The sequence below is a fragment of the Marinobacterium aestuariivivens genome (assembly GCF_042661465.1).
GTDB classification, from domain to species: domain Bacteria; phylum Pseudomonadota; class Gammaproteobacteria; order Pseudomonadales; family Balneatricaceae; genus Marinobacterium_A; species Marinobacterium_A aestuariivivens.
This window is the reverse complement of record NZ_JBHSWE010000001.1, coordinates 5,437,132-5,461,157: the sequence shown is the minus strand read 5'-3', so window position 1 is coordinate 5,461,157 and position 24,026 is coordinate 5,437,132. Positions and strand designations below refer to the sequence as shown.

Sequence of the window (24,026 nt, the reverse complement as noted above, 5' to 3'; positions counted from 1 at the left end):
CTTCGGGGAGACCGGGGACAGGAAGTTACCTGCACCCGGCGTGGCCCTTTTTGCTGCTTTGCAGCATAGACATCATTTCAGTGTAGTCGCAAAGTGAAGATTAGAGGCGCAGATGCCGCAATCGGTTCAGCCCGGCAGACGAATCAGGCCGCGGCTGGCCCAGGGGTGGTCCTGGAGTTCGCGGATCAGGTGGTCGACAAAGAGGCGCGTGCGCTGGTTGAGGTGGCGGCGGCTGGGGTAGAGCGCGCTGAGGGCGACGCTGGGCACCGGGTAGTCGGACAGTACCGGTCGCAGGCGTCCTGTCTCGATCAGCGGCTCGGCGTAGAAGCGCGGCAGGCGGACAATACCGAAACCGCGACCGGCCATGTGGCGCATGAAGTTCAGACTGTTGGTTCTCAACGGCGTCTCGGCGGGCTGCGGCGTCGGCGCGCTCCAGTTCTCGAAGCTCAGCGGGTCATGCCGGTGCAGCAGACCGAGATAGCGGTGGGCCTGGAGGTCGGCGGGCGTTTCCAGCGCCGGCGCCTGCACGAGATACTCGGGTGCGGCATAGAGTCCGCGGGCTACATGGGCAATCGGCCGGGCGACCAGGCTCGAGTCTTCCAGCACGCCGACGCGGATGGCGAGATCGATGCCCTCCTCGACAAGGTCGATGACCCGGGAGGTCAGCTCGACCTCGAGCTGGATCCTCGGGATACTGCTCGAGATAGGACGCCATGATATCGTCGAGCATCGCCAGTGCCAGTTCCGTCGGCATGGTCAGGCGCAGGCGACCCTGGGGCTCGGGTTGTGCGGCGCTGAGGCTGTGGCGGGCGTCCTCGAGGTCGTCGATCAGGCCGCGACAGCGCTCGAACAGCTCTTCACCGTCCGGTGTCAGGTGCAGTTTGCGGGTCGTGCGTTGCAGCAGGCGGATGCCGAGTTCGTCCTCGAGCTGCGAGATGCGCCGGCTCAGGGTGGATTTCTGAGTGCCGAGCCGTTCGGCGGCGGCCGTGAAACTGTTGGCTTCGACGATGCGAACAAAATAACGCAGATTATCGAGGTTCATAGGCGGGTTTCGGCCTCGGCCCTTACCGCGTCGACGATGGCGCGCAGGCCGTTGCCGCGGGAAGGACCCAGGTGGCGCATCAGGTCGAGGCGCTCGAACCAGGCGTCGAGATCGAATGTCAGGATCTGTTCGGGGGCTTGCCGTCATAGGCGGCGAGCACCAGGGCTATCAAACCGCGAATCACCCGGGCATCGGCATCCATCTGCAGCCTGAGGCGGCCGTTCGGCTGCGCCTCCACATGCAGCCAGACCCGGCTTTCGCAGCCGTGCAGGCGGTTTGGTTCGACCTTCAGCTGTGGCGGCATCGGTGTCAGTTGCTTGCCCAGCAGCATTATCTGCCGGTAGCGCTCCTGCCAGCCGTGGCAGGCCTCGAGTTGCTCCAGCGCTTCGCAGCTGTCGTATGCCGTCACTTCGGTGCCCCTGATATGCACGCCTTCATGGCGCTGTTCGGCGACGATCCTGTCCAGACAGCGGGCGAAGGATTCGACCTCCTCGAGGCTGTTGTAGAAGGCGAAGGAAGCACGCAGCGTGCCGGGCAGGCCGAGGCGCTCCATCAGTGGCATGGCGCAGTGATGACCGGCACGTACCGCTATGCCGTGCTGGTCCAGCAGCAGACCGAGATCCTGCTGGTGCAGCCCCTCGATCTGAAAGGACATCAGGCTGACGCGCCGCTCGGCCTCGCCGATCAGCCGAAAGCCGGGTATCTCGCGGCACCGTTCGATCGTATGCCGCAGCAGGTGCAGCTCATGGGCCTCGAGCGTGGCGCGGTCGAACTGCTGCAGGTAGCGGATCGCGGCGGCCAGGCCGATGACGCCGGCGATATTGGGGGTGCCGGCCTCGAACTTGAACGGCAGGGCGCCGTAGCGGGTGCCGCTGAAGCTGACCTTTTCGATCATTTCGCCGCCGCCCTGCCAGGGCGGCATCGTCTCGAGCAGCCTTTCGCGCGCCCAGAGCACGCCGATGCCGGTCGGGCCGAACAGCTTGTGGCCGGAAAAGACGAAGAAGTCGCACTCCAGCGCCTGGACGTCGATCGCCAGATGGGGGGTCGACTGGGCACCGTCGACGAGGATTTTCGCGCCGGCGGCGCGCGCCGGCGGGCCATCTCGGAGACCGGGTTCAGGGTGCCGAGGGCGTTGGAGGCCTGTGTCAGCGCGACGAGCGCGGGCTGGCGCTCGAGCAGACGGCGATAGGCGTCCTGGTCCAGGGTGCCATCGTCGAGCAGCGGAATCGGCTCGATGCGGACCCCGGTCCGTTCCGCCAGCATCTGCCAGGGGACGATGTTGGCATGGTGCTCGAGGGTGCTGACGAGGATAAGGTCGCCGCGGGCGAGCGCTGACAGGCCATAGCTCTGGGCGACCAGGTTGATCGCCTCGGTGGCGCCGCGGGTCCAGACAATCTCCCTCGGACTGGCGGCGTTGATAAAGGCCGCCACCTGTTCGCGTGCCTGTTCGAAGGCGGCGGTCGCGCGGCCGCTCAGGGTATGGGCGGCACGGTGTACGTTGGCATTGTCCCGCCGATAGTAGTCCGCGACCGCATTGATCACGGCTTCGGGCTTCTGGGTCGTGGCGGCGTTGTCGAAGTAAATCAGCGGCGCGCCATTGACCCGACTCGCCAGTATCGGGAAATCGCCCCGTACCGAACGCGGGTCGAACATCAGCTGCCGTTCCCCAGACGCAACAGCTGGCCTTTCCAGCGGGCATAGTACATGGCGGCAACGAACAGCAGTCCGACCAGCAGGCAGTAGGCCAGGCCAAGGCCGAAGGTGGCCGGATGCGTTGCGGCCAGCACGGCCTCGATAAAGAGCAGCAGTAGCACGAAGCAGAGCCAGGCATGGGCGCGGGGGCGTCCCTTCAGAATTGAGGGTGCGAAGGCCAGCAGCGGTGCGAGATGCCAGAGCCAGACCACCCAGGGACGGTCGCCCGGGGCCGGCGCCAGCACCAGGAACCAGGCGCTCAGCAGCGCCATCAGGGCGGCGTAGCTGGTCAGCGTGAGAAGGCGCGCAAGCCGCACCCGGGTTTTGAGTTGTTGCAGGTGGTCGGTGGCGGTCATCGGGTACTCCGGGGCAGCAGCTTCAGGGCCAGTTCGCCCAGTCGGCGTCCCTGGGCCTGACAGAGCTTGATTTCGGTACTGTCGACCTGCCGTCCCGGCTGGTGGCCGGCTACGTGGGTCGGGCCGTAGGGGTGCCGCCGCTGTCCGTCGTCAGCAGATCCTGCTCGCTGTAGGGCAGGCCGGTGATCAGCATGCCGTGGTGCAGCAGCGGCAGCATCATGGTCAGCAGCGTGCTTTCCTGGCCGCCGTGAAGGCTGGACGAGGCGCTGAATACCGCGGCGGGCTTGCCGATCAGGGCACCGGACAGCCACAGCGAACTGGTACCGTCGAGAAAGTACTTCAGCGGCGCGGCCATGTTGCCGAAGCGGGTCGGACTGCCCAGGGCCAGACCGGCGCAGTTGGCCGGTCCGCTTCGCTGCAGTAGAGGTCGCCGTCGGCGGGAATGCTGTCGGCGCTGGCCTCGCAGACCGTCGAGACCGCCGCCACGGTGCGCAGTCGCGCCTCGATGCCGGCCTGCTCGGCGCCACGGGCGATGTGTTGCGCCATGGTGCGGGTCGCGCCGTTGCGGCTGTAGTAGAGCACCAGCACATAGGGCCGGCCGGTGTTGGCTTGCGTCACCTCAGAGAATCTCCATGACCGACTCGGGCGGGCGTCCGATGCGGGCCTGGCCGTCACGGATGACGATCGGTCGCTCGATCAGTTTCGGGCACCGGATCATGCCGGCGATGATCTGGTCGTCCGTCAGGCTGTCGTCGTCGAGTCCCAGCTCCCTGTATTCCGCTTCCTTGGTGCGCAGCAGTGCGCGGGCGTCGATCCCCAGCGCCGTCAGTACGGCCTTGAGCTCGGCGGCGTCCGGGACATCCTTGAGATATTCGCGTACCTGCGGTTCGATGCCCTTGTCCTTCAGAAGCTGCAGGGTTTCTCGGGACTTCGAGCAGCGTGGGTTATGATAGAGGGTAACTTGACTCATGGCGCTTCCCGTTGCTGTGTTGGCGGCGCCTATTGTATATGGCAAACAATTGATGCAAAAGGACTTCACCATGAACCCGCTGTTGCAGAGCCGGCCGCTGCGTTTTCTTCGCTACCTGGTCGAGCAGTTCATTGCCAACCAGGGCATTTTGAACGCGTCGGCTCTCACCTATACCACCCTGTTCGCGGTGGTGCCGCTGATGACGGTGTCCTATTCGATGCTGGCGGCGGTGCCGTCCTTTCAGGGGCTCGGCGACCAGGTGCAGGGCTGGGTGTTCGAGAATTTCGTACCCGCCACCGGTGCCGCGGTGCAGGACTATCTCGCGAATTTCACCTCCCAGGCCCGCAAGCTGACCGGCGTCGGTATCGCCTTTCTGGCCGTGACCTCGATCATGATGATGAAAAACATCGAGGCGGCCTTCAATCGGATCTGGCGCGTCTCGAAGCCGCGCAAGGGCATGTCGAGCTTTCTGCTGTACTGGGCCGTGCTCAGCCTGGGGCCGGTACTGATCGGCCTCGGTCTGGTGCTCAGCTCCTATATCGCCACGTTGCCGCTGATCAGCAGTGCCACCGACATTGTCGGTCGAACGACGGTGTTGTCGCTGTTGCCACTGCTGCTGTCGACCGCGGCATTCACGCTGCTCTATGCGGCGGTACCCAACTGCCGGGTGCCGTTGCGCAACGCCCTGATCGGCGGCCTGGTGGTGGCCCTGCTGTTCGAGACGGCCAAGCGCGGCTTCGCCCTCTTTGTCACACAGTCGCCGTCCTATCAGCTGATCTACGGCGCCTTCGCCGCGGTGCCCCTGTTCCTGCTCTGGATCTATATTTCCTGGGTGATCATTCTGCTTGGCGCCGAGCTGACGCGGGCGCTCAGCGTCTACCAGCCGGTGCGCCGGCAACGCGAGGCCTCCCATCTGCTGACGGTGGTGGCGGTGCTGCACCGGCTCTGGCAGGCGCAGCGGGAGGGCCGCTCCCTGTCCGACGGGGTTTTGCTGCAGGAGGTGATCGGACTCGACCAGGGCCGCTGGGACCTTTATCAGCAGCTGTTGAGCGACGGGGGCATCATCCAGCGCAACGAGCAGGGGGATTTTCTGCTCTGTCGCGACCTGTCGCGCTACAGCCTGCTGGAGCTGGCCGCAACTCTGCCCTGGCCGCTGCCGGAGCCTTCGGCCCAGGAGGCCATCTGCCCGTGGCAGCGACGGCTGGATCTGCGCCTGCAGGCACTCTCGCACCAGCGTAGCCGACAGCTCGATGTTCCGCTGCAGCAGCTGTTCGAAGAGGACGCGGGCACTCAGCAGCCGCTGTCGGCGGCCGGAAAAGGAGGAGACGGATGACGACGATTGCAGTCGAAGTACGGTTGTCGGGCCGGGTGCAGGGGGTTTCGTTTCGACACTACACCCGCCAGCAGGCGTTGCTGGAAGGCTTGCAGGGCTGGGTGTGCAATTGCTCGGACGGTACGGTCGCGGCCTGGATTCAGGGCGAAGCCGAGGCTGTCGCGCGCATGCAGCGCTGGCTGGAAGAGGGCCGCCGGCGGCCAAGGTCAGCGATCTGCGTGCCGAACCCCGGCCGCCGGACCCGGACCTGAGCGGTTTCGAGATCCGCCGTTGATCGATCGTATTCCGTAGGGCTTTGGGTCGGTTGAGTTGTAGGGGGCTGGTAAACGCAGCGCACCGCACCGTTGTCTTTCGAGGTATCGGCGCGCTTAACTATCAGCTTATCGTCTCGCCGAGGTAATCTCGGATATCGATATCGTCGATCTGCTCCGGGGCCAGGTAGCGCCGGGCATATTGCAGGTAGACACCGCTTTCGAGGAACAGGCGCAGCAGGTCGGGGTCCAGGTGTCCGCCGTCGCGCATCTTCGCCATGATTCGCAGCGACTCGCTCAGTGTCTTGGCCTCCTTGTATGGGCGGTCGGCGGCGGTCAGGGCCTCGAAGACATCGGCGATCGCCATCATGCGGGCCCGCATTGACATTTCCTCGGCCCGCAGCCGTTTCGGATAACCGGTACCGTCCATGCGTTCGTGGTGGCCGCCGGCGATCTCGGGCACGCGGCGCAGATGCCGCGGATAGGGCAGTTTGTCCAGCATGATGATGGTCTGGACGATATGGTCGTTGATCTTGTAACGCTCCTCGGGGGTCAGGGTACCGGCCCTGATCTGCAGGTTGTAGAGTTCGCCCCGGTTGTAGAGATGCTCCGGCGTCTCGAGCCGGAACCCCAGGGGTTGTCCTGCGCGATACGGTCGTTCTCGGTCCGGGGCACGATATGGGCGGGCTTGTCGGCCAGCAGCGGCTCTTCGACCGGCAACCCGGGTGGCGGGTCGGGGCGGCGCTGGCGCTCCTCCCAGGAGAGACCCAGGCTGTCGTCGAGGGTGCGCAGCCAGGTCCGCCCGGCGATGGCGCGCAACCGGGCCTGATCCTCGGGTTTCATATATTCGCCGCCGAGGTTGCAGTCGGCGACGAAGCGGAATTCCTCGTCCAGCTCGGCCTGTTCCCGCTCCAGGCGCCGGCGCAGTTCGGTCTCGTCGCCGCCGGCGTGGAGCGCCTGCCAGTAGCGGATTTCGGCATCGCGCTTGAGCACTTCGAAGCGGGTGCGGATTTCGTGGATGCGGTCGTAGAGGGTTTCCAGCTTGGTGGCCTTGTCGACGATATATTCCGGCGTCGTGACCTTGCCGCAGTCGTGCAGCCAGCTGGCGATATGCAGCTCCTCCCACTGCTCGGCGCTGAGCCGGAAGTCGCGGAACGCCGGGTCCTGGCTGTCGCAGGCCGCGCGGGCGAGCATTTCGGTCAGGTCCGGCACGCGCTGGCAGTGTCCGGCGGTGTGGGGCGACTTGGCATCGATGGCGCCGGCGATCAGCTCGATAAAGGCCTCGAGCAGATCCTTTTCCATGCGAATCAGCTGGCGGCTCTCGAGGGTGATCGAGGCAAAACCCGAGAGGGTTTCGATAAAGGCGAGCCGGTCCGATTCGCGGCGGCTGTCGATATCGGGAAACAGCAGGCAGAGCACACCGACCGGCTCGCGCTTGCGGTTCTTCAGCGGGATGACGACGACGCTGAAGCGGCTGCGGTCCATCACTTCGAGCAGGCGGTGCATCGGGTGATCATGGCTCGCGTGATCGACCTGTTCCTGCAGGCTCGACTCCTCCCGCAGGCAGCGCGCCAGAGACCCGGTCGAGGCCAGTGCACAGCCGCTGAGCATGCCCGGGCTGGCCGCGGTGCCGGCGATTTTCAGGCTGACCGGTTCCAGGCGGGTCTCATCCTCGTTGACCAGGTAGATGGCGGCACCGGCCGCCTGGCTGACATTCATGGTTTCGTCGGTGATCAGCTCGATCAACGGCTTGAATTCGGTCTCCTCCGATATCGAGCGAACCAGGCCGAGGAAGCGGTTGAGCGTATCCTTCATGACGCTCATGCTGTGGCTGAGGTCGTCGATTTCGCGGATCATCGACGAGAACCCCAGGGGCCGGTCGAACTGGAGCCGCCGAATGGCGTTCGCTTCACGCGCCAGCTGACGCAGCGGCCTTGCGATCTGCCGCGCCAGGTACCAGGTCAGCGGCAGGGCCAGCAGCAGGATGATGCCGGTAATGAGGCTGGACTGCTGACGCATCACCAGGGCCTCGGTGAACAGTTCCTTTTCCGGTACCAGCATCAACAGTTCGAAGCGGATGCCGTGAGCCGGTTCGAGACGGTAGAGCCGGCCGCGCCATTTTTCGTCCTCGATCCTGAGCTCGAAGGCCCTCAGGCCCGACTGTACCAGCGGACCCGCCGCATCCAGCGCCTGCGAACCCAGGCTGTCGAGACGCGCCACCTCGGCGACCTCGTCGTCGCGCAGCAGCACCAGCTTGCCGGGGTCCCGGTAGGCGAGGGCGTTGAGGTTCAGGTCGAGCAGCACGATCTCGCTGCGGGGCGTGATCAGGAGGCCGGAGATGGTTTGCGAAAGGCTGTCCAGCGCGATGTCGGCCGCGACGACCGCGGTGCGGTCCGGCGTGCGGCTGGAGAGCGTAATGCCGACCTTGCGCAGCTGGTCGAAAAAATAGGGGTCGGTGGCGACATGCACGTCGCTGGCGATCGCGCCCTGGTACCAGGCCCGGGTGCGGGGGTCGTATTCCGAGAGGCCGGCATCGACGCGCCCGACCGGCTGCAGCCTGGCATCGAAGAAAAAACGTTCCACGGTGCGCCGGCCCAGGTCGTTCTGCTGGATGTTGTCGGCCATCAGTACGGCATCGTCCGGAGCGCCGAAGGCGGCCCGCAGCGTATCGCTGCCGATCGGTCGGACGATGAAGTAGTCTCCGCTTTCGTACCCGAATTTCAGCCCCACCACCTGTGGCCGCTGGTCCAGCGCCTTGGCCAGCAGTGGAATTTTCGACAGCCGCTCCTCCAGTGTCCAGGCGCTTGCGATCGAGTCCAGGGTCAGCATGTTGACGGTCTGGACGATCGGCTGATAGGTCCGCAGGAAGTCGAGGGTCAGCTGGTTGCCGTACTGGGTGAACAGCTGATCCGATGCCGCCAGTACGATTTCGCTGGATTTGCGGTAGTTGTACGCGCTGAGGGTGCCGCCCAGTACGGCAATCAGCAGCAGAAACAGGGCGGTGATCTGCAGGTGCAGGGGAAAGCGGCGGCGACTGGCCATCGGGTCGAATTCTGTGCGGTTGTCAACCCTTTCACTATACCCCAAGCCGGTTATTATTTCGTGGCTTCGGCCGTTCTCAGATCATCGTTTCGCCGAGAAAGTCACGGAGGTCGACCTCATCGATCTGCTCCGGGTCCAGATAGCGTTCGGCGTATTTCCGGCAGGCGAGATGGCTGGAATCCAACCCCGTGCCCGCAAGAGAGCATGAAGGGGATGGTCGCCGCGAACCGTGACGACCTTCTCGAGCAGGCTGCACGCCTGGGCCAGCAGCCTGGTCAGGGGCATCGACAGCAGCAGTTCCGTGATGATCACAGACTAGCGCGCATTGCCAGTGCCTCGACGGGTAGCTCCCGCTCCGATGCCAGCGTCATGGCCCAGGAGCGGAGGTGAGGACCCTCGCGGGTCCCTCCGGCGGTTCAGATGTCGAGCTTGTCGGCGAGGGTCGCCAGCAGTTCGTCGATGGCGATGTTCTGGCTGTCGCTGTCGCGGCGCCCTTTGTATTCGAGGGTGCCGGCAGCAATGCCGCGGTCGGAAACCACCACGCGGTGCGGGATGCCCATCAGTTCCATATCGGCGAACTTGACGCCCGGGCGCTCCTTGCGATCGTCCAGCAGCACGTCGTATCCGGCCTGCTGCAGCTCCTGGTAGAGGTGGTCGGCCAGGGCGCGAACCTCGTCGGACTTGTCGTAGTTCAGCGGTACCAGGGCGATGTGGAACGGCGCAATGGCGTCCGGCCAGATGATGCCGCGCTCGTCGTGGTTCTGCTCGATGGCGGCGGCGACGACCCGGGTGACGCCAATGCCGTAGCAGCCCATGTCCATGACCTGCGCCTTGCCGTTTTCGTCCAGCACGGTGGCGTTCAGCGCCGCCGAGTACTTCTGGCCCAGCTGGAACACATGGCCCACCTCGATGCCGCGACGGATCACCAGCCGGCCCTGGCCGTCCGGGCTGGGGTCACCCTCGACCACATTGCGAAGATCCGCCACTTCCGGCAGTTCGACATCCCGGCCCCAGTTGATGCCGAAATAGTGCTTGCCGTCGATATTGGCGCCGGCGCCGAAATCGGACGCGACGGCGACCGCGCGGTCGACGATGCAGGGGATCGACAGGTTGACCGGGCCCAGGAGCCGGCGCCGGCGCCGATCACCGGACGGAACTCGTCCTCCGTGGCGAACTGCAGCGGGGACGCCACCAGCGGCAGCTTCTCGGCCTTGATCTCGTTGAGTTCGTGATCGCCGCGAACCAGCAGCGCGACGAAATCGGCCTCGCACTCTTCACTGGCATGGACGATCAGGGTCTTGATGGTCTTTTCGATCGGCACGCCGTGCTGGCTCACCAGGTCGGCGATGGTCTTGGCGTTCGGCGTGTCGACCAGGTGCATTTCGACGGTCGGGGCTGCGCGCTCTCCGGCCGGCGCGAGCGCCTCGGCCAGCTCGATATTGGCGGCATAGTCGCTGCTGTCGGAGAAGGCGATATCGTCTTCTCCGGAGTCCGCGAGCACATGGAACTCATGGGACCAGCTGCCGCCGATCGAGCCGCTGTCGGCGAGCACCGGGCGGAAATCGAGGCCGATGCGGGTGAATACATTGACATAGGCCTGGTACATCTGGTCGTAGGTTTCCTGCAGCGACTCCCGGCCCAGATGGAAGGAGTAGGCGTCCTTCATGATGAACTCGCGCGAGCGCATCACCCCGAAGCGCGGGCGGATCTCGTCGCGGAACTTGGTCTGGATCTGGTAGAAATTGGCCGGCAGCTGCTTGTAGCTCTTGACCTCGCGGCGGATCAGGTCGGTGATCACCTCTTCGTGGGTCGGGCCGACGCAGAATTCGCGGTCGTGACGGTCGCGCAGGCGCAGCAGTTCGGGGCCGTACTGCTCCCAGCGTCCCGACTCCTGCCACAGTTCGGCCGGCTGGATCGCTGGCATCAGGACTTCCTGGGCACCGGATCGATCCATCTCCTCGCGCACGATGCGCTCGACCTTGCGCAGGGAGCGCAGACCCAGCGGAAGCCAGTTGTACAGGCCGGCGGCGACCTTGCGGATCAGTCCGGCACGCAGCATCAACTGATGGCTGATGACTTCGGCGTCGGACGGTGTTTCCTTCAGTGTTGCTATCAGGTATTGACTGGCTCGCATAGATCCTAAACCCATGAAACGGATGAGATTGCAGAAAATCGAACCATTGTAGGGAGGCGGCGACATGCAAACAAGTCCGATGGCTAGGGCGCGAGGCGTAAAAAGCGCACGCCCCTTACCCCAGGGCAATCGCACTACCTGACGACTGTGAGTGCCAGTCCGGGCCGGCGGTACCGTTTCCGGGCGACACGCTTTACGTCGTCCCTGACCGCTCGGCTGCCGCCCTCCCTGGCGGCAGACGGTCGCCCTGACCGCTCGGCGTGTCAGGCAGGCCCGACCACATCGACCCTGACGATCTTGTCATCGCCTCGTGATAGTGCGATTGCCCTGCCCCTTACCCCTTGCGCGTATGCAGATCGACGATCGGATAGGGGATCTGGATACCCTGGCGCTTCAGCGCCGCGAAGACCGCCTGGTTGACCTGAAACTGCAGCTCGAAATAGCGCGTTGTCGGTACCCAGTAGCGGTAGCCGATATCGATCGCGAAATCGCCGAAGCCCTGAATGCCGACCTGGGGCGCGGGTTCTTGCGTGATGTCCTCGGTATCGCCGAGCACCGCGAGAATCAGCGCGATCGCCTGCCCGGGGTCGCTGTCGTAGCTGATGCCGACGTTGGCCTCGACCACCCGGTTGGCATAGGAATTGGTGATGACCTCGCCGACGATATGCTTGTTGGGAATGGTGATCTTTTCGCCATCCTCGTTGGTCAGCACGGTGCAGGCGAGATGGATCTCCTCGACCACGCCGCTCAGACCGTTGATGGAGATGGTATTGCCGACCACGAACGGCCGGGTCAGGATGATGGTGAAGCCGGCGCCGTAGTTCGAGAACACCCCTGCAGCGCCAGGCCAATGCTGAGGGAGACAGCGCCGATTGCGGCCACGAAGGGGGCGACACTGATGCCGAATTTGCCGAGGCTGATGACGATGAACATGGCGATGACCAGCAGTCTCACGGTGCTGGCGATGAACAGGCGCAGAGTGATGTCGACGCCGTGGCGTTCGCACAGGCGCAGGGTCAGGTTGCCGGCCCAGCGGGCGACCAGCAGGCCCGCGATCAGGATGATGATGGCGCCGATCACCTGAAAGCTGTAGTTGACGAAGAAGTCGATGACGAGGCTGTAGATCTTGCCGGCGGCTTGCAGCTCTTCGTCGAACATGGCAGTTACCTCGGGCTTCAGGCGGCGCAGGAGGTCTGGGCGGCGATAAAGTCGATCAGGTGCGCCAGCTGGGTTTCGTCGAACACCGCGATGCCATGGCGCATCAGCTCTGCCGCGGCAAGCCCGCTGCCCTCGACCAGGGTGCCGCTGAAATGGCCGTCATAGACGCGGCTGTTGCTGCACGAAGGGCTGTCGGCTTTCATCAGGGCGCAGCAGCAGCCGTCGCGACGGGCCACTTCGAGTGCCAGTTCGGCGCCGCGCAGAAACGCCGGTGTGAAGTCCTGGCCGTCACGACTGTTGACCAGAATCGGGAAGCGCTGGCGGATTTCGGCCGCCGGGCGCGGGGTCGGAAGGCCTCCGGCCACTTCGGGACAGAAGGGCACCAGACGCCCCTCGCGCTGCCAGCGTTCGATGGCCGGGTGGTCGAGAAGCCGGTGCTGGCCGTCGTAGCGTACCTTTTCGCCCAGCAGGCAGGCGCTGATCAGTATCTTGTGCATAGCTTTTGCCATTCCCTTTTATCAGAAGTCTAAGATAGAAGCGCGGGCTTTGCCTGTCGGAGAGATCCGCTGCGCGCAGGCGCCGTCAAGCCCGCTATCGATTACGGGCGCGAAGCATAAGGGGGGATTGTTAAGACTCTGTGATAGTGGACGGCGCAGATTCGTCCCTGAATCCACGGCGCCCAGCGGGCGGCGGGCTCGCAGGATCGGCCCTAGTCGCTCAGGTGGACGCAGTTGCGGCCACGACTCTTGGCCTGGTAGAGGGCGGCGTCGGCACGGCCGATGAAATCATCGACCCCTTCGCCGGGACTGTAATCGGTCACGCCGAAGGAGGCGGTGATCGAACTGATCACTTCGCCGGATTTTTTCAGCTTGATGCGGATCGCCTGGATCTTTTCCCGCAGCGTTTCGGCCAGTTCGGCGCCCTCGTCGAGCGTGGCTCCGGGCATCAGGATCGCGAACTCCTCGCCGCCGAAGCGCACCGGCAGTACCGGCTCCTTGGCATGCTCCTTGAGCAGCTTGCCAACATATTGCAGGACCTTGTCGCCCATCAGGTGGCCATAGCGGTCATTGAAGGCCTTGAAGTGGTCGATGTCGATCATCAGGCTGGTCAGCCGCGGCGGTTCCGCGGTACCCAGCAGCTGTTCCAGCTCGGCGTCGAAGACCCGGCGGTTGAACAGCCCGGTCAGCGGATCGACCCGGGCATCCTGCCGGGTTCGGGTCAGTTCGGCCTTAAGGGCGTTTATTTCGGCCCGGGCTTCGTCGATACGCTGCTGGAAGAGGCGTGTTTCGGTGCTGATCGCCTCGGTGTTGGCGGCGAGATTCTGAATGATCGATTCGAGCGGCAGGCGGTCGGCGTCGGTGTCGCTGAGGGCCTCGAGGCTGTCCTGCAGGACTTCGCTGTAATCGCTGGTGCGACGGGCGGTTTCGCCGGCCTGGTGATTGAGGTCGTTCATCAGTGCGATCAGGTTAGCCTGCATGTCCTGTGCCGACTCCAGTTCGTCGCGCAGCATGTGATCGCGGAACAGCTGTTCGCTGACCATCATCGGGCAGGTGCCGTAGGCGTTCAGTGTCTTGTCCAGTTCACTGTTGAGTTCCGGCAGGCGTTTGGAAACGTAGGTGTACCAGAGAGCGTAGTTCAGTGGGTTGGGCGGTATGTTGTGCCGGACCATGATGGGCACCGCCTGGCGCAGCAGCTCTGCCGCCTGATTGGAACTCTCCGCGAACTTCATAGCATTCCCTATACCGGTAATCCGGACAACATTTGAATGGTACGGTGGCCGGCTGGTTCAAACATCTGTTTGATTCCGGCGCAGATCTAAATATATCGGATATTCAGGCCGGGGCGCCAGCAATGAACACGGCCAGGGGGCTGACTCACCGGGCTGGCCGGAGTATAAGGGATCTAAGACAGAGATGCCCCTTCCCGGTGACCCCCATCGGGATTTATCGGCCGCGGCGTCTATTCTTTAGGGCAAGTTGATGGGAGGGCGCGTGCTTAAACCGATTGGGCTCAATATTATGCTGCTCCTGCTATGCGTCTCACTGTCGGCCCGGGCACTTCCACTGGTCTCAGCCGACGGCGGCAATAGCGGAATCTGGACGTCGACCCGGTTCAGTTCATTCGAAAGCGCAATGGATTTCTATCGTCAGTTGGCCGACACCCATGACTGGCAGCCGGTTGCGGCCACTCCGATGCTGCGGGCAGGTGACCGGCATCCGGTGCTCGCCGAGATTCGCCAGCGGCTGGTACTGCTGGGCGATCTGCCCTATCTGACGCCGAGTCGGGACCCGGTTTATTTCGACGACGAGCTCCGCCTGGCGCTGGAGCATTTTCAGCAGCGTCACGGTCTCAAGCCGGACGGCATCTGGGGGCCCCGTTCCCGCGCCGCGCTGAATGTGCCGCCGCGCACCCGATACCGGCAATTGTGGCTCAACCGGGACCGGCAGCTGCAGTTCCGCCGGCAACTGGCGGCGGATGGATACTACGTCCAGGTCAATATTCCGGCCTATGAAATGCGTTATTTCGAAGCGGGGCAGGAGGTGCTGCGCATGCGGGCCATCGTCGGCAAGCTCAAGGCCAAGACGCCCCTGGTCGCCAGCCGGATCCGCACGCTGGAGCTGAATCCCGACTGGAATGTCCCGAGCGGCATTACCTACCGGGATATATTGCCGGCACTGGAGCAGAATCCCGATTACCTGCAGGAGCATTCGCTCGAGCTGGTGCAGGGGTATGGCCCGGGCATGCGGCGGCTGCCGTTCAGCGAGCTGGATTTCGAGCGCCTGTATCGCGGTGAGCGGCCTCAGCAGCGATTCTGGCAGGCCCCCGGACCCCAAAATCCCCTGGGGCTGATGAAGTTCAACTTTCCCAACGATTATCTCGTCTACATGCACGGGACACCGAACGCCTACCTGTTCGACAAGCCGGTACGCAACTTCAGCTCGGGCTGCATTCGCATCGAGTATCCGGAGGAACTGGCACGGCGCCTGCTTGGACCGGCCGGTATCAGCGAAACGGGGACCTGGCGGTTCGAGGATATTATCGCCAGCGGCGAGAACCGGGTGTTGTCGTTGCCACAGCCGGTGGCCGTCTATACCACCTACTGGACCGCCTGGCTGGACGACGAGCGAACATTGCAGTTTCGCGAGGACATCTATGGCCTTGATCGTCAGGACCTGGCCGCCGTGCCGGACTCGGACCGGCCCTGAGGCGTCCTCGATCGCCACGTCGTCAAGTGTGGCGCCATACGTGCCCGAAACGCCTCGATCTGGCGCAGTACCCCCTGCCGGCTCAGACCGGCCCCGAGTCGTCCCCGATCGCCACGTCGTCAAAAATGACGCCAGGCGTGCCCGAAGCGCCTCGAACTGACGCAGTACCCCCTGCCGGCTCAGACCGGCCCCGAGTCGTCCCCGATCGCCACGTCGTCAAAAATGACGCCAGGCGTGCCCGAAGCGCCTCGAACTGGCGCAGTACCCCCTGCCGGCTCAGACCGGCCCCGAGTCGTCCTCGATCGCCACGTCGTCAAAAATGACGCCAGGCGTGCCCGAAGCGCCTCGAACTGGCGCAGTACCCCCTGCCGGCTCAGACCGGCCCCGAGTCGTCCCCGATCGCCACGTCGTCAAAAATGACGCCAGGCGTGCCCGAAGCGCCTCGAACTGGCGCAGTACCCTGCCGGCTCAGACCGGCCCCGAGTCGTCCCCGATCGCCACGTCGTCAAAAATGACGCCAGGCGTGCCCGAAGCGCCTCGAACTGGCGCAGTACCCCCTGCCGGCTCAGACCGGCCCCGAGTCGTCCTCGATCGCCACGTCGTCGAGTGGCGCCAGGCGCGCCCGAAGCGCTTCTAACTGATCCTGGTCGGGCTGAAGGCGTATCTCGAGCCGTTCGCCCCAGTGACGTTCCAGGACTTCGAGTCCGAGCTGACGCAGTATCTGCTCGAGCGGGCCAGTCAGGGCGTGGGGGCCGAGAGGCTTACCGCGAACGTCTCGATGACAGCTTCCGTCGGGAGGTGGTCCAGCCCCGTCTGGACCGCCTGGCTGTAGGCGCGCACGAGGCCCCCGGCGCCGAGTTTGATGCCGCCGAAATAGCGGGTGACGACAACGCAGATCTCCCCGAGCCCCGAGTGGGTCAGGACATTGAGCATCGGCTTGCCGGCCGTGCCGCGGGGCTCTCCGTCGTCACTGCAGTTCCACTGGTTGTAATCCTGCGGGTCGCCGGCGACATAGCACCAGCAATTATGGTTGGCGTCCGGGTGCTCCCGGCGGATCCGACCGACGAACGCCTGGGCGGCCTCGATGCCGGCCGTCGGCGCGACATGGCAGATGAAGCGACTGTTTTTGATCTCGATCTCGACGCTTCTCGCCGATGCCGGGCGATCGAAGGGTTCAGCCATGGGCCGGCGCCAGCCAGAGTCTGAGCTGGGAGAACCAGTAGTGCTGCTTCAGCGCCTCGCGAAGCCGGCTCTGCAGTTCGACGCCGGACAGTTCACATTCCTTGAGGCTGAAGCTGTCGACCTTGAGCTCGAGTTCGATCCGGGCATTAACGTAGTGCAGCATCAGTTCCTCCCAGCGCAGGCTCGGATTGATCTGGTCGACGGCGCTCTGAAGTGCCTGTTCGACTTCGTCACGCAGCGGCAGCGTGTTGCAGAACAGCTGGCTGTCGTCGTTGTAGGTATCGATATGAAAGATGATCTGTTCGATGTTGTCGAAACGGCTCTTCAGCCTGCGCACCACGGTGTCGCCGATGTAGTGGCCCTCGGATGCGCTGAGATGACTGTCGACCTGGATATGCATCTCAAGCAGGCTCTGTCCGCCCATCAGGCGGCTTTTCAGGCTGTGAACGCTGATAACGCCGTCCACCTCCATGACCGCCTGCTCCAGTTCCCGGACCTCCTCCTCGGGCAGTGCGGTATCAACCAGCTCCTTGACGCTTTTCCAGGTCAGGTCCCAGCCGATCTTGGCGACCAGCAATGCCACCAGTACCGCGGTCAGGGCGTCAAGCCAGGGCGCGCCGAGCATGGCGCCACCGACGCCGAACAGCACAACGACCGATGAAAAGGCATCGGTGCGGCTGTGCCAGGCATTGGCAATGATGAGGTCCGACTTCAGTCGCTTGCCGGCCGCCAGGGTGTAGCGATAGATCCACTCCTTGCTGACGATCGACACCGCCGCGACTACGAGGGCGGGCCAGGTTGGCGTCTTCAGCGCTTCGCCGCTGAGCATCAGGCCGACACTGTCATAGGCCATGGCGCCGGCGACGGCAATCAGCAGGCCGCCGAGCATGACGGTGCCGAGGGTTTCGAACCGGGCGTGGCCATAGGGGTGATCCTGGTCCGGTTCCTGATGGGCCATGCGCAGGATCAGAATCACCATGAAGTCGGTGGCGAGGTCCGAAAGCGAATGGATACCGTCGGCGATCAATGCGTGGGAGTAGGAGAACACCCCCGTGATGATCTTGGCGATACCGAGAGTGAAATCCAGTAGGCTGCCGACCAGGGTGACCCGGCGGGCTTCTCGTTGACGTTCTTCAGCGGTGTACATGGCAATTCCGTTTCGGACACTGTACCGATTTTACCGGCCGGGGCCTGTGCCGGGCCAGCCTGGGGGCTGAGTCTGTGTTCATTCTGTCGCCAGGCAGGCCGACAGAAAACTGTAACGACTGGTTTACAGCGTAAAATCGCTGCCTAAGGCCGGCAAGCTCGACAGATTTCGAGTTGCTGGTCCTATCTATTTGAATATTAATAACAAATTACTGCTGGTTACAAAGTGATCAATCTGTTGCGGGCCGAGCGGTTCCGGGGCGGCCGGGCAGGTATCTTATCCTGGCCCACAACGTTATCCACAGCAGATGTGGGTATAACGTCGCAGCACCGTCACAATCGAGCTCCGGGGTCTGTTGATGAACGCCATTCAGTCGATACCGATGATCTTGTGCGTCTGCAGGCTCAGCTTCCACTGCGGATGTGCCAGGCAGTAGCGTACCGTGGCTGCGAGATTTTCCTGCGCGGCGGGACCGTCCAGGGGTTGCAGATAGAAGTGTTCGAAATCGAGCCCGGCAAACCGCTCCGGCGGTGCCTGCAGTTGCGGATAGACGAGCTTGAGCTCCTGCCCGCGGGTGATCACCAGCTGCGCCGATGCCTTGGGGCTGACGCAGATCCAGTCGATACCGGGGGCAGGGGGCGCGTGCCATTGGTCTCGATCGCGACTTCGAAACCGGCAGTCTTGAATGCCTCGACCAGCGGCTCATCGAGCTGCAGGGCGGGTTCTCCGCCGGTGCAGACGACATAGGGCTGGCCACCCGAGGCGTCCGGCCAGAGCGCCCTGACGGCCTTGGCAAGCGCCGCGGCGCTGGCGAACTTGCCGCCATTCTGGCCATCGGTGCCGACGAAGTCGGTATCGCAGAAGTCGCAGACCGCCTGGTGGCGGTCCTGCTCGCGGCCGGACCAGAGGTTGCAACCGCTGAAGCGGCAGAACACCGCCGGCCGGCCGCTCTGGGCGCCTTCCCCTGCAGGGTGTAAAACATCTCTTTGACGCTGTACATCGGGACCGGGTCCTAGGTTGCGCTGTTTTCGCCGCCGAAGGCCTGCAGCAGGTCCGGAATCAGCCGGCTCAGTTCGAGACCGATCTGGGCGACATCGGCATCGAAACGCGCCAGCTCGTCGTCGGCAACATCCTTCTGCTGCTCGCGGAACTGGTCCGTCTGCTTGATGCGATGGATGCTGAGGTCCTCGTGCAGCAGAAAGCGCAGATTCTCATCCCACTCCAGAGCCAGCTTCGTGACGCGCTTGCCAGCCTCGAGGTGGGCGACAATTTCCGCGCTGGTCAGGTCCTGGCCCTTGATGCGGATGACGCCACCTTCCACCAGGTTGTCCTTCATTTCGCACTCGTCGAGCAGCTGCAACGAGGTTGGGAGGGGCTGCTGCTGTTCGAGCCAGTGGCTCATCACCGCCGAGGGCGACTGCTTGACGTCCGGCAGCACCACCGGCAGCGTGCCCAGGCTGCTGCGCAGCTGCGTCAGCAACTCCTCGGCCTTCTTGTGGGCAGAGGCATCGACCAATACCCAGCCGGCCTGGGGCGCGATCAGGGCCCAGGTCTGCTGGCGCCGGGTAAAGGCCCGCGGCAGCAGATCCAGTACGATCTCGTCCTTGAGCTGATTGCGCTCACGTCGATAGACCTTGCGTGCCTGCTGATGTTCGATTTCCTCGACCTTTTCCTCGAGCGTCTCGCGGATCACGCCGGAGGGCAGAATCTTCTCCTCCTTCTGGGCGCAGATCAGATAGTAGCCCGCACAGCTGTAGACGAGCTGGTCCGGCAGCCCCTTGCAGGGCGCGATCCAGCCGTAACGGCTCATCTCCTGACTGCCGCAGGGCTGGAATGGATGCTCTGCAAGGGCGGTTTCCAGGCTTTGCGCGTCCCTGTCGAAAGCGGAGGTCAGGCGATAAAAAATCAGATTTTTGAACCACATAGTCTTCTTTGCCGGCTGGTGGAGGGCGCTATTCTAACGGCTCGGGCGGGAAATGCCATGCGCAGGGCGCTTCGTTTATCGATGGTCGGGCGAGTAGTCGGCACCGGTGGCGTTCCGAAATGCCGTTGCCGGTGCTGGTGACGCGTAACGCGTTACGCGTTACGCGTCACCAGATCTCAGAGGCCCTCGTAGGCCAGCAGCGTATGCACCGGTATGCCGGCTTCCTGTATGCGGGTCGAGCCTTCGAGGTCGGGGAGGTCGATCAGGGCGGCGGCCTCGTAGACACTGGCGCCCAGTTCCTTGATCAGGGTGCTGGCGGCCAGGATGGTGCCACCGGTCGCGATCAGGTCGTCGAAGATCAGCACCTGGTCACCGGGGCCCACCGAGTCGGTCTGCATCTCGACCGCGGCGGTACCGTATTCCAGGGTATATTCGGCGTGGATGGTTTCACCCGGCAGTTTGCCCTTCTTGCGTACCAGCACCAGCGGAATATTGAGGTGATAGGCCATGATCGAGCTGATCAGGAAGCCCTGGCGTCGATGCTGGCGATATGGGTGATATCGGTATCGATATAGCGCTGGATGAAGTCGTCGGCGACCATGCGCAGCGCCTTGGGATCCTTGAACAGCGGCGTGATGTCGCGAAACTGGACGCCTGGCTCCGGCCAGTCCGGAATCGTACGGATAATCGATTTTACATAGCACTCGTCAAAGGGCATTAAGGACTCCTGCGCGCGCATCCTGTTCGATGCTTGATATGGCTCAATGTTTTCAGGGCGAGAAAAGCGTCTAATGAAGGTGTTGGGTTACCAGCCAGAGATGGCTTATCAACTGTGCAGCTTGCACGGCATCCGCAGCTTCTGTGGATGCCGTTTTTTTATATATCAGGATGTCTGTCGGGACAGTGCCGGATCCTGCACCGGGCATTCGCCGGACAGCAGGTAAAGCTGGTCGAGATCGGTAACGTCGATCTCCTTGCCTTCGACCTGGATCAGACCGCTCTTCTGGAAACGGGTGAATATCCGGCTCACGGTTTCCACTGCCAGCCCGAGGTAGTTGCCGATCTCGTTGCGCGACATCGACAGGCGGAAGCGGGTCTGGGAATAACCCCGGGCCTGAAATCGCTGCGACAGCTTGATCAGAAAAGTGGCAACGCGCTCTTCGGCGGTCTTTTTCGACAGCAGCAGCATCATCTGCTGGTCGTCACGAATCTCCTTGCTCATGGTGCGCATGATCTGACGTCGCAGCTCCGGCAACTCGCCGGACAGGTCGTCGAGGCGGGTAAAGGGGATTTCGCAGACGGTGGTGGTCTCGAGCACCTTGGTGGAAACCGGATAGACACCGGAATCGACGCCGCTGAGGCCGACCAGTTCGCCGGGAAAGTAGAAACCGGTGATCTGCTCTTCGCCCTCGTTGGTCAGCGAATAGCTCTTCACGGTACCGGCGCGCAACGCATAGATGGATGTAAAAGGCTGGCCCTGACGGAACAGGTGCTCCCCTTTCTTGAGGGGCCTGCTTTTATCGATGATGTCGTCGAGGCGGTCGATTTCGGTCATATTGAGCGAGACCGGCAGACAGAGTGAACTCAGGCTGCAGGTGTTGCAGTGTGCTTGTTGCAGGCTACGGAGCTTCCCTTCCGGTTTTTGGTCAGCCATGGTCGGTTCCTGTTGTGTCGATAGGCCCGGGGGCGCAGTTGGAGACGATTATCCAACATTTGCCGCCCGGGTTGAAGTCACAACGGGAACTATGGCCGCTATGCCATCAGGCAGCGCGGAAAAAGCGGCTCAGATGATGCGGGAGAAACCCTGCACCGGAGCCTGTTTCGGAATATAGGCGTCGAAGGCCATGCAGATGCGCCGGATCAGCAGGCGGCCGGCGGCGGTCACGGTCAGTACCCGGTCCCGTCGTTCGACCAGGCCATCGGCGATGAAGCTTTCGATCTCGGCCTGTTCGGCGGCGAAATAGTCGTCGAACGCGATGCCGAAACGCTCCTCGATGCTGTTTTGGTCGAGCTCGAAGTGGCAGATCAGCTCGCCAATGACGCGGCGGCGGATCCTGTCGTCGGCGTTCATGATCACCCCCGCTTGACAGCGGAGGCACGGCTCTCGACGGCGCGCGTATAGGCCCCCATATCGTGTTCATTCTGAAAGTAGACGTCACCAATCTGGCTGATCGCCGACACGCCCAGTGCCACCAGATCGCAGTCTGCATGGGTGGTATAGCCCTGGAAATTCCGGTGCAGCTGGCGCGAACGCTGGGCAATGGCGAGACTGTCGTCGGGCTTGGCGAAATGATCCATGCCGATATAGACGTATCCGGCCTCGAGCAGCCGGTCGATGCTGTCGTGGAGAATCTGAAGCTTGGCGTCCGGGCCCGGCAAATCCTCTGCGCGAATGTGTTTTTGCGAGCGGAAACGGTCCGGCAGGTGGGCATAGTTGAAGACCGACAACCGGTCCGGCGACAGCCCGATCACGGTATCGAGGGTGGCGGCAAAGCTTTCGGGGGTTTGATGGGGCAGACCGTAGATCAGGTCCATGTTGATCGAGCGGAAGCCCTCGCTGCGTGCGGATTCCAGAATCTGCTGCGTCATCTCCAGTGGCTGGATGCGATTGACCGCCTGCTGTACCCGTGGATCGAGATCCTGTACGCCGAGGCTGATGCGGTTGAAGCCGATCTGGCGCAGCACCGCGATGGTTTCGGCGTCGGCTTCGCGCGGGTCGACCTCGATCGAGTAGTCGCCGTTATCGTCGTCCCTGAGGTTGAAATTCGAGCGCAGCGCCGACATCAGTTCCGTCATCTGCCCATGGCTGATAAAGGTCGGGGTGCCGCCGCCCCAATGCAACTGGTCGACCTGGCGCCCTTGCAGGCGCCCCTTGCTAAACAGTTCGGCGGAGCGGGCCATCTCCCGGTATAGGGTGTCGAGATACGGCTGGGCTTTGTTGCGGTTGCGGGTAATGACCTTGTTGCAGGCGCAGTAGTAGCAGACATGCTCACAGAAGGGGATATGGACATAGAGCGACAGGGGCGAATCGCTGTCCGCCGTGGCCAGGCCCGCTTCGATCAGGCGTTCGGGACTCAGCAGCGGGTCGAACTGCACGGCCGTGGGGTAGGAGGTGTAACGCGGCCCCGACAGGTCGTAGCGGCGAATCAGTTCTGGGTCCCAGCGGACGGTGCTGCTGTTGCTCACGGGATCTTTCCTTTGGCCAAAGTGTGCAAAATATACATTTTAGCGGTCACTTTGCGGGCCGCATTGACTTTAATCAAGCAAATCGTAGGAGCCGCGCCCCGCGGCGAAAATCCACGCGGCGTCATCTAGGAGGCAACCGGACACCACCGGTGGAATTCGCGCCTACGGCACTCATTCCACCCTACGCCGGATTGACCAGCATGCCAAGGGGAAGGCTGTACAGCCCGAAACCGATGATCAGGCCGCCGGCGAGTTGCTGCGTCAGGCGCCGCGCCAGCAACCGGCGCAGCTGGGCGGCGGCGAGGCCGGTGGTCAGCATGGCGGGCAGGGTGCCGATGCCGAAGCAGAACATCAGCAGGGCACTGTCGTTCCAGCTGGCGGCGGCCGAGGCCCAGATCAGGGTGCTGTAGATCAGTCCACAGGGCAGCCAGCCCCAGACCAGGCCCAGCAGCAGCGCCTGGAGCGGGGTGCGTGCGGGCAGCAGGCGGCTGGTCAGCGGGCGCAGATGACGCCAGAGATGCTGTCCGGCGCGTTCGAGATGGACCAGGCCCTTCCACCATTGCCCGATGTAGAGCCCCATGGCGATCAGCATCAGGCCGGCCAGAGCGCGCAGCAGCAGGGTCGCGAGGCTGCCGGCGACCAGGACCCCGAGACCGCCGAGCAGCGCGCCTGCCAGGGCATAGCTGAGAATGCGTCCGCCGTTGTAGCCGAGCAGCAGAACGATCGTCGGCGTCCGGCTGTCCTGCCGTGCCAGCCCGATGGTCGCCGAAATGCCGCCGCACATGCCGATGCAGTGGGCGCCGCCGAGCAGGCCCAGCATCAGGGCGGTCAGTATCGACAGCTGTTCAGTCATCCCGATCCCGCGGCTTGTCGACCGGCCGGGTTTCGTTGTCGCGTGCCTTTTCGCGGGCGTCGTCCGGGATCAAAGAGGCGTCATCGTCGTAGAGAATGCTGTGGGCCGGTGACTCGAGATCGTCGTACTGGCCGCTGTTGACGCTCCAGAAAAAGGCCCAGAGTGCGCAGGCGACGAAAATGATGGCGATTGGGATCAGCAGGTACAGGATATCCATGATCAGCCTTTTGATGAGGTTTTTGATACCGGCCGGCGCACGAGCTTTGACAGCCGCAGGGCATTGCCGACGACGACCAGTGAGCTGGCGGACATGCCGATTGCTGCCGTTTCGTAAAGGGTGGGGCGATAAACCGGCGATTTACACATGATCGGCCCCCTGTTGCACTTTTTGCACCTGTTGCACCTGTTGCACCTGTTGCACCTGTTGCTCCTGTTGCTCCTGTTGCCTCGTGCTGCGGCGCACCAGCTTCGACAGTCTCAACGCATTGCCGACGACGACCAGGGAGCTGGCGGACATGCCGATTGCTGCCGTTTCGTAAAGGGCAGGGCG

Annotated in this window: 22 protein-coding genes and 7 pseudogenes; 4 read left to right on the top strand and 25 right to left on the bottom strand. The window is 63.4% G+C overall.

Features of this window, described 5'->3' with window-relative positions; genetic code table 11:
- Positions 1 to 126 precede the first annotated feature (126 nt).
- The 7 genes and pseudogenes from ACFQDL_RS28665 to arsC form a co-directional block, all read right to left on the bottom strand.
- On the bottom strand, positions 127 to 630 hold the full coding sequence (locus ACFQDL_RS28665) for a substrate binding domain-containing protein (RefSeq protein WP_379913423.1): 504 nt from the start codon (positions 628 to 630) through the stop codon (positions 127 to 129).
- 286 nt (positions 631 to 916) lie between these two features.
- Positions 917 to 1,042 (bottom strand): annotated as a pseudogene (locus ACFQDL_RS28660) (LysR family transcriptional regulator); the annotation flags it as partial.
- Positions 1,039 to 2,072 (bottom strand): annotated as a pseudogene (locus tag ACFQDL_RS28655) (aminotransferase class V-fold PLP-dependent enzyme). The pseudogenes ACFQDL_RS28660 and ACFQDL_RS28655, both read right to left, overlap by 4 nt.
- 122 nt (positions 2,073 to 2,194) lie before the next feature.
- A pseudogene (locus ACFQDL_RS28650) lies at positions 2,195 to 2,695 on the bottom strand (aminotransferase class V-fold PLP-dependent enzyme); the annotation flags it as partial.
- Entirely contained in the window at positions 2,695 to 3,090 is a 396-nt protein-coding gene (locus ACFQDL_RS28645; protein WP_379912136.1) for a DUF2069 domain-containing protein, read from the bottom strand. The pseudogene ACFQDL_RS28650 and the gene ACFQDL_RS28645, both read right to left, overlap by 1 nt.
- Positions 3,087 to 3,636 (bottom strand): annotated as a pseudogene (gene wrbA, locus ACFQDL_RS28640) (NAD(P)H:quinone oxidoreductase). Before wrbA ends, ACFQDL_RS28645 begins: the two are co-directional and overlap by 4 nt.
- Before the next feature lie 73 nt (positions 3,637 to 3,709).
- Positions 3,710 to 4,060 carry an arsenate reductase (glutaredoxin) gene (gene arsC / locus ACFQDL_RS28635; RefSeq protein ID WP_379912134.1) on the bottom strand — a complete coding sequence of 117 codons (351 nt, stop codon included), beginning with the start codon at positions 4,058 to 4,060 and terminating at the stop codon, positions 3,710 to 3,712.
- A gap of 70 nt (positions 4,061 to 4,130) precedes the next feature.
- Here arsC and ACFQDL_RS28630 point away from each other — a divergent pair, with 70 nt between their 5' ends.
- Together ACFQDL_RS28630 and ACFQDL_RS28625 are read left to right on the top strand one after the other, a co-directional pair.
- Positions 4,131 to 5,393 (top strand): YihY family inner membrane protein, encoded by a 1,263-nt coding sequence (locus tag ACFQDL_RS28630; RefSeq protein WP_379912132.1) that lies wholly within the window; start codon positions 4,131 to 4,133, stop codon positions 5,391 to 5,393.
- A complete protein-coding gene (locus tag ACFQDL_RS28625) occupies positions 5,390 to 5,644 on the top strand; it encodes an acylphosphatase (RefSeq protein WP_379912130.1) in 255 nt (84 codons plus the stop codon). The genes ACFQDL_RS28630 and ACFQDL_RS28625 overlap by 4 nt, the downstream gene beginning before the upstream one ends.
- 124 nt (positions 5,645 to 5,768) lie before the next feature.
- On the opposite strand, the gene ACFQDL_RS28620 is transcribed toward ACFQDL_RS28625, so the two are convergent.
- Together ACFQDL_RS28620 and ACFQDL_RS28615 are read right to left on the bottom strand one after the other, a co-directional pair.
- Positions 5,769 to 6,221, bottom strand: a complete 453-nt coding sequence (locus tag ACFQDL_RS28620; RefSeq protein ID WP_379913421.1) for an HD-GYP domain-containing protein — start codon at positions 6,219 to 6,221, stop codon at positions 5,769 to 5,771.
- On the bottom strand, positions 6,197 to 8,686 hold the full coding sequence (locus tag ACFQDL_RS28615) for a HAMP domain-containing protein (protein ID WP_379912128.1): 2,490 nt from the start codon (positions 8,684 to 8,686) through the stop codon (positions 6,197 to 6,199). The genes ACFQDL_RS28620 and ACFQDL_RS28615 overlap by 25 nt, the downstream gene beginning before the upstream one ends.
- Before the next feature lie 213 nt (positions 8,687 to 8,899).
- On the opposite strand from ACFQDL_RS28615, the gene ACFQDL_RS28610 reads away from it, so the two are divergent.
- Positions 8,900 to 9,076 (top strand): hypothetical protein, encoded by a 177-nt coding sequence (locus ACFQDL_RS28610; protein ID WP_379912126.1) that lies wholly within the window; start codon positions 8,900 to 8,902, stop codon positions 9,074 to 9,076.
- Positions 9,077 to 9,102: 26 nt separating this feature from the next.
- Here ACFQDL_RS28610 and ACFQDL_RS28605 read toward each other — a convergent pair.
- The 5 genes and pseudogenes from ACFQDL_RS28605 to ACFQDL_RS28585 form a co-directional block, all read right to left on the bottom strand.
- Positions 9,103 to 10,820 (bottom strand): annotated as a pseudogene (locus tag ACFQDL_RS28605) (proline--tRNA ligase).
- A 334-nt stretch (positions 10,821 to 11,154) separates the two neighbouring features.
- On the bottom strand, positions 11,155 to 11,652 hold the full coding sequence (locus ACFQDL_RS28600) for a mechanosensitive ion channel family protein (protein ID WP_379912124.1): 498 nt from the start codon (positions 11,650 to 11,652) through the stop codon (positions 11,155 to 11,157).
- Positions 11,613 to 11,978, bottom strand: a complete 366-nt coding sequence (locus ACFQDL_RS28595; RefSeq protein ID WP_379912122.1) for a mechanosensitive ion channel family protein — start codon at positions 11,976 to 11,978, stop codon at positions 11,613 to 11,615. The genes ACFQDL_RS28600 and ACFQDL_RS28595 overlap by 40 nt, the downstream gene beginning before the upstream one ends.
- Before the next feature lie 17 nt (positions 11,979 to 11,995).
- Complete coding sequence (locus ACFQDL_RS28590; protein ID WP_379912120.1) at positions 11,996 to 12,475, bottom strand: 2-thiouracil desulfurase family protein; 480 nt, start codon at positions 12,473 to 12,475, stop codon at positions 11,996 to 11,998.
- Between the two features lie 212 nt (positions 12,476 to 12,687).
- A complete protein-coding gene (locus tag ACFQDL_RS28585) occupies positions 12,688 to 13,707 on the bottom strand; it encodes a GGDEF domain-containing protein (RefSeq protein WP_379912118.1) in 1,020 nt (339 codons plus the stop codon).
- A 403-nt stretch (positions 13,708 to 14,110) separates the two neighbouring features.
- Between ACFQDL_RS28585 and ACFQDL_RS28580 the strand changes: the two genes are divergently transcribed.
- Positions 14,111 to 15,184: a L,D-transpeptidase family protein gene (locus ACFQDL_RS28580; protein WP_379912116.1), complete on the top strand. Its 1,074-nt coding sequence runs from the start codon at positions 14,111 to 14,113 to the stop codon at positions 15,182 to 15,184.
- A 738-nt stretch (positions 15,185 to 15,922) separates the two neighbouring features.
- On the opposite strand, the gene ACFQDL_RS28575 is transcribed toward ACFQDL_RS28580, so the two are convergent.
- The 11 genes and pseudogenes from ACFQDL_RS28575 to ACFQDL_RS28525 all read right to left on the bottom strand — a co-directional run bounded on the left by ACFQDL_RS28575 (position 15,923) and on the right by ACFQDL_RS28525 (position 23,993).
- The gene (locus ACFQDL_RS28575) at positions 15,923 to 16,366 is read right to left on the bottom strand and encodes a YigZ family protein (RefSeq protein ID WP_379912114.1); all 444 of its coding nucleotides are present in this window, start codon (positions 16,364 to 16,366) and stop codon (positions 15,923 to 15,925) included.
- Complete coding sequence (locus ACFQDL_RS28570; protein WP_379912112.1) at positions 16,359 to 17,513, bottom strand: cation diffusion facilitator family transporter; 1,155 nt, start codon at positions 17,511 to 17,513, stop codon at positions 16,359 to 16,361. Before ACFQDL_RS28570 ends, ACFQDL_RS28575 begins: the two co-directional genes overlap by 8 nt.
- A 369-nt stretch (positions 17,514 to 17,882) precedes the next feature.
- Positions 17,883 to 18,513 (bottom strand): annotated as a pseudogene (queE, locus tag ACFQDL_RS28565) (7-carboxy-7-deazaguanine synthase).
- Positions 18,514 to 18,525: 12 nt separating this feature from the next.
- Positions 18,526 to 19,437 carry a recombination-associated protein RdgC gene (rdgC, locus tag ACFQDL_RS28560; RefSeq protein WP_379912110.1) on the bottom strand — a complete coding sequence of 304 codons (912 nt, stop codon included), beginning with the start codon at positions 19,435 to 19,437 and terminating at the stop codon, positions 18,526 to 18,528.
- A gap of 176 nt (positions 19,438 to 19,613) precedes the next feature.
- Positions 19,614 to 20,155, bottom strand: a pseudogene (locus ACFQDL_RS28555) (adenine phosphoribosyltransferase).
- Between the two features lie 165 nt (positions 20,156 to 20,320).
- Positions 20,321 to 21,091, bottom strand: coding sequence for a fumarate/nitrate reduction transcriptional regulator Fnr (gene fnr / locus ACFQDL_RS28550; RefSeq protein ID WP_379912108.1), 771 nt, complete (start codon positions 21,089 to 21,091; stop codon positions 20,321 to 20,323).
- 129 nt (positions 21,092 to 21,220) lie between these two features.
- On the bottom strand, positions 21,221 to 21,508 hold the full coding sequence (locus ACFQDL_RS28545) for an oxygen-independent coproporphyrinogen III oxidase (RefSeq protein WP_379912106.1): 288 nt from the start codon (positions 21,506 to 21,508) through the stop codon (positions 21,221 to 21,223).
- Positions 21,509 to 21,510: 2 nt separating this feature from the next.
- Positions 21,511 to 22,623 (bottom strand): oxygen-independent coproporphyrinogen III oxidase, encoded by a 1,113-nt coding sequence (hemN, locus tag ACFQDL_RS28540; RefSeq protein WP_379912104.1) that lies wholly within the window; start codon positions 22,621 to 22,623, stop codon positions 21,511 to 21,513.
- Between the two features lie 181 nt (positions 22,624 to 22,804).
- A complete protein-coding gene (locus ACFQDL_RS28535) occupies positions 22,805 to 23,476 on the bottom strand; it encodes a sulfite exporter TauE/SafE family protein (RefSeq protein ID WP_379912102.1) in 672 nt (223 codons plus the stop codon).
- Positions 23,469 to 23,693 carry a cbb3-type cytochrome oxidase assembly protein CcoS gene (gene ccoS / locus ACFQDL_RS28530; protein ID WP_379912100.1) on the bottom strand — a complete coding sequence of 75 codons (225 nt, stop codon included), beginning with the start codon at positions 23,691 to 23,693 and terminating at the stop codon, positions 23,469 to 23,471. The genes ACFQDL_RS28535 and ccoS overlap by 8 nt, the downstream gene beginning before the upstream one ends.
- Before the next feature lie 141 nt (positions 23,694 to 23,834).
- Positions 23,835 to 23,993: a hypothetical protein gene (locus tag ACFQDL_RS28525; protein WP_379912098.1), complete on the bottom strand. Its 159-nt coding sequence runs from the start codon at positions 23,991 to 23,993 to the stop codon at positions 23,835 to 23,837.
- Positions 23,994 to 24,026 lie beyond the last annotated feature (33 nt).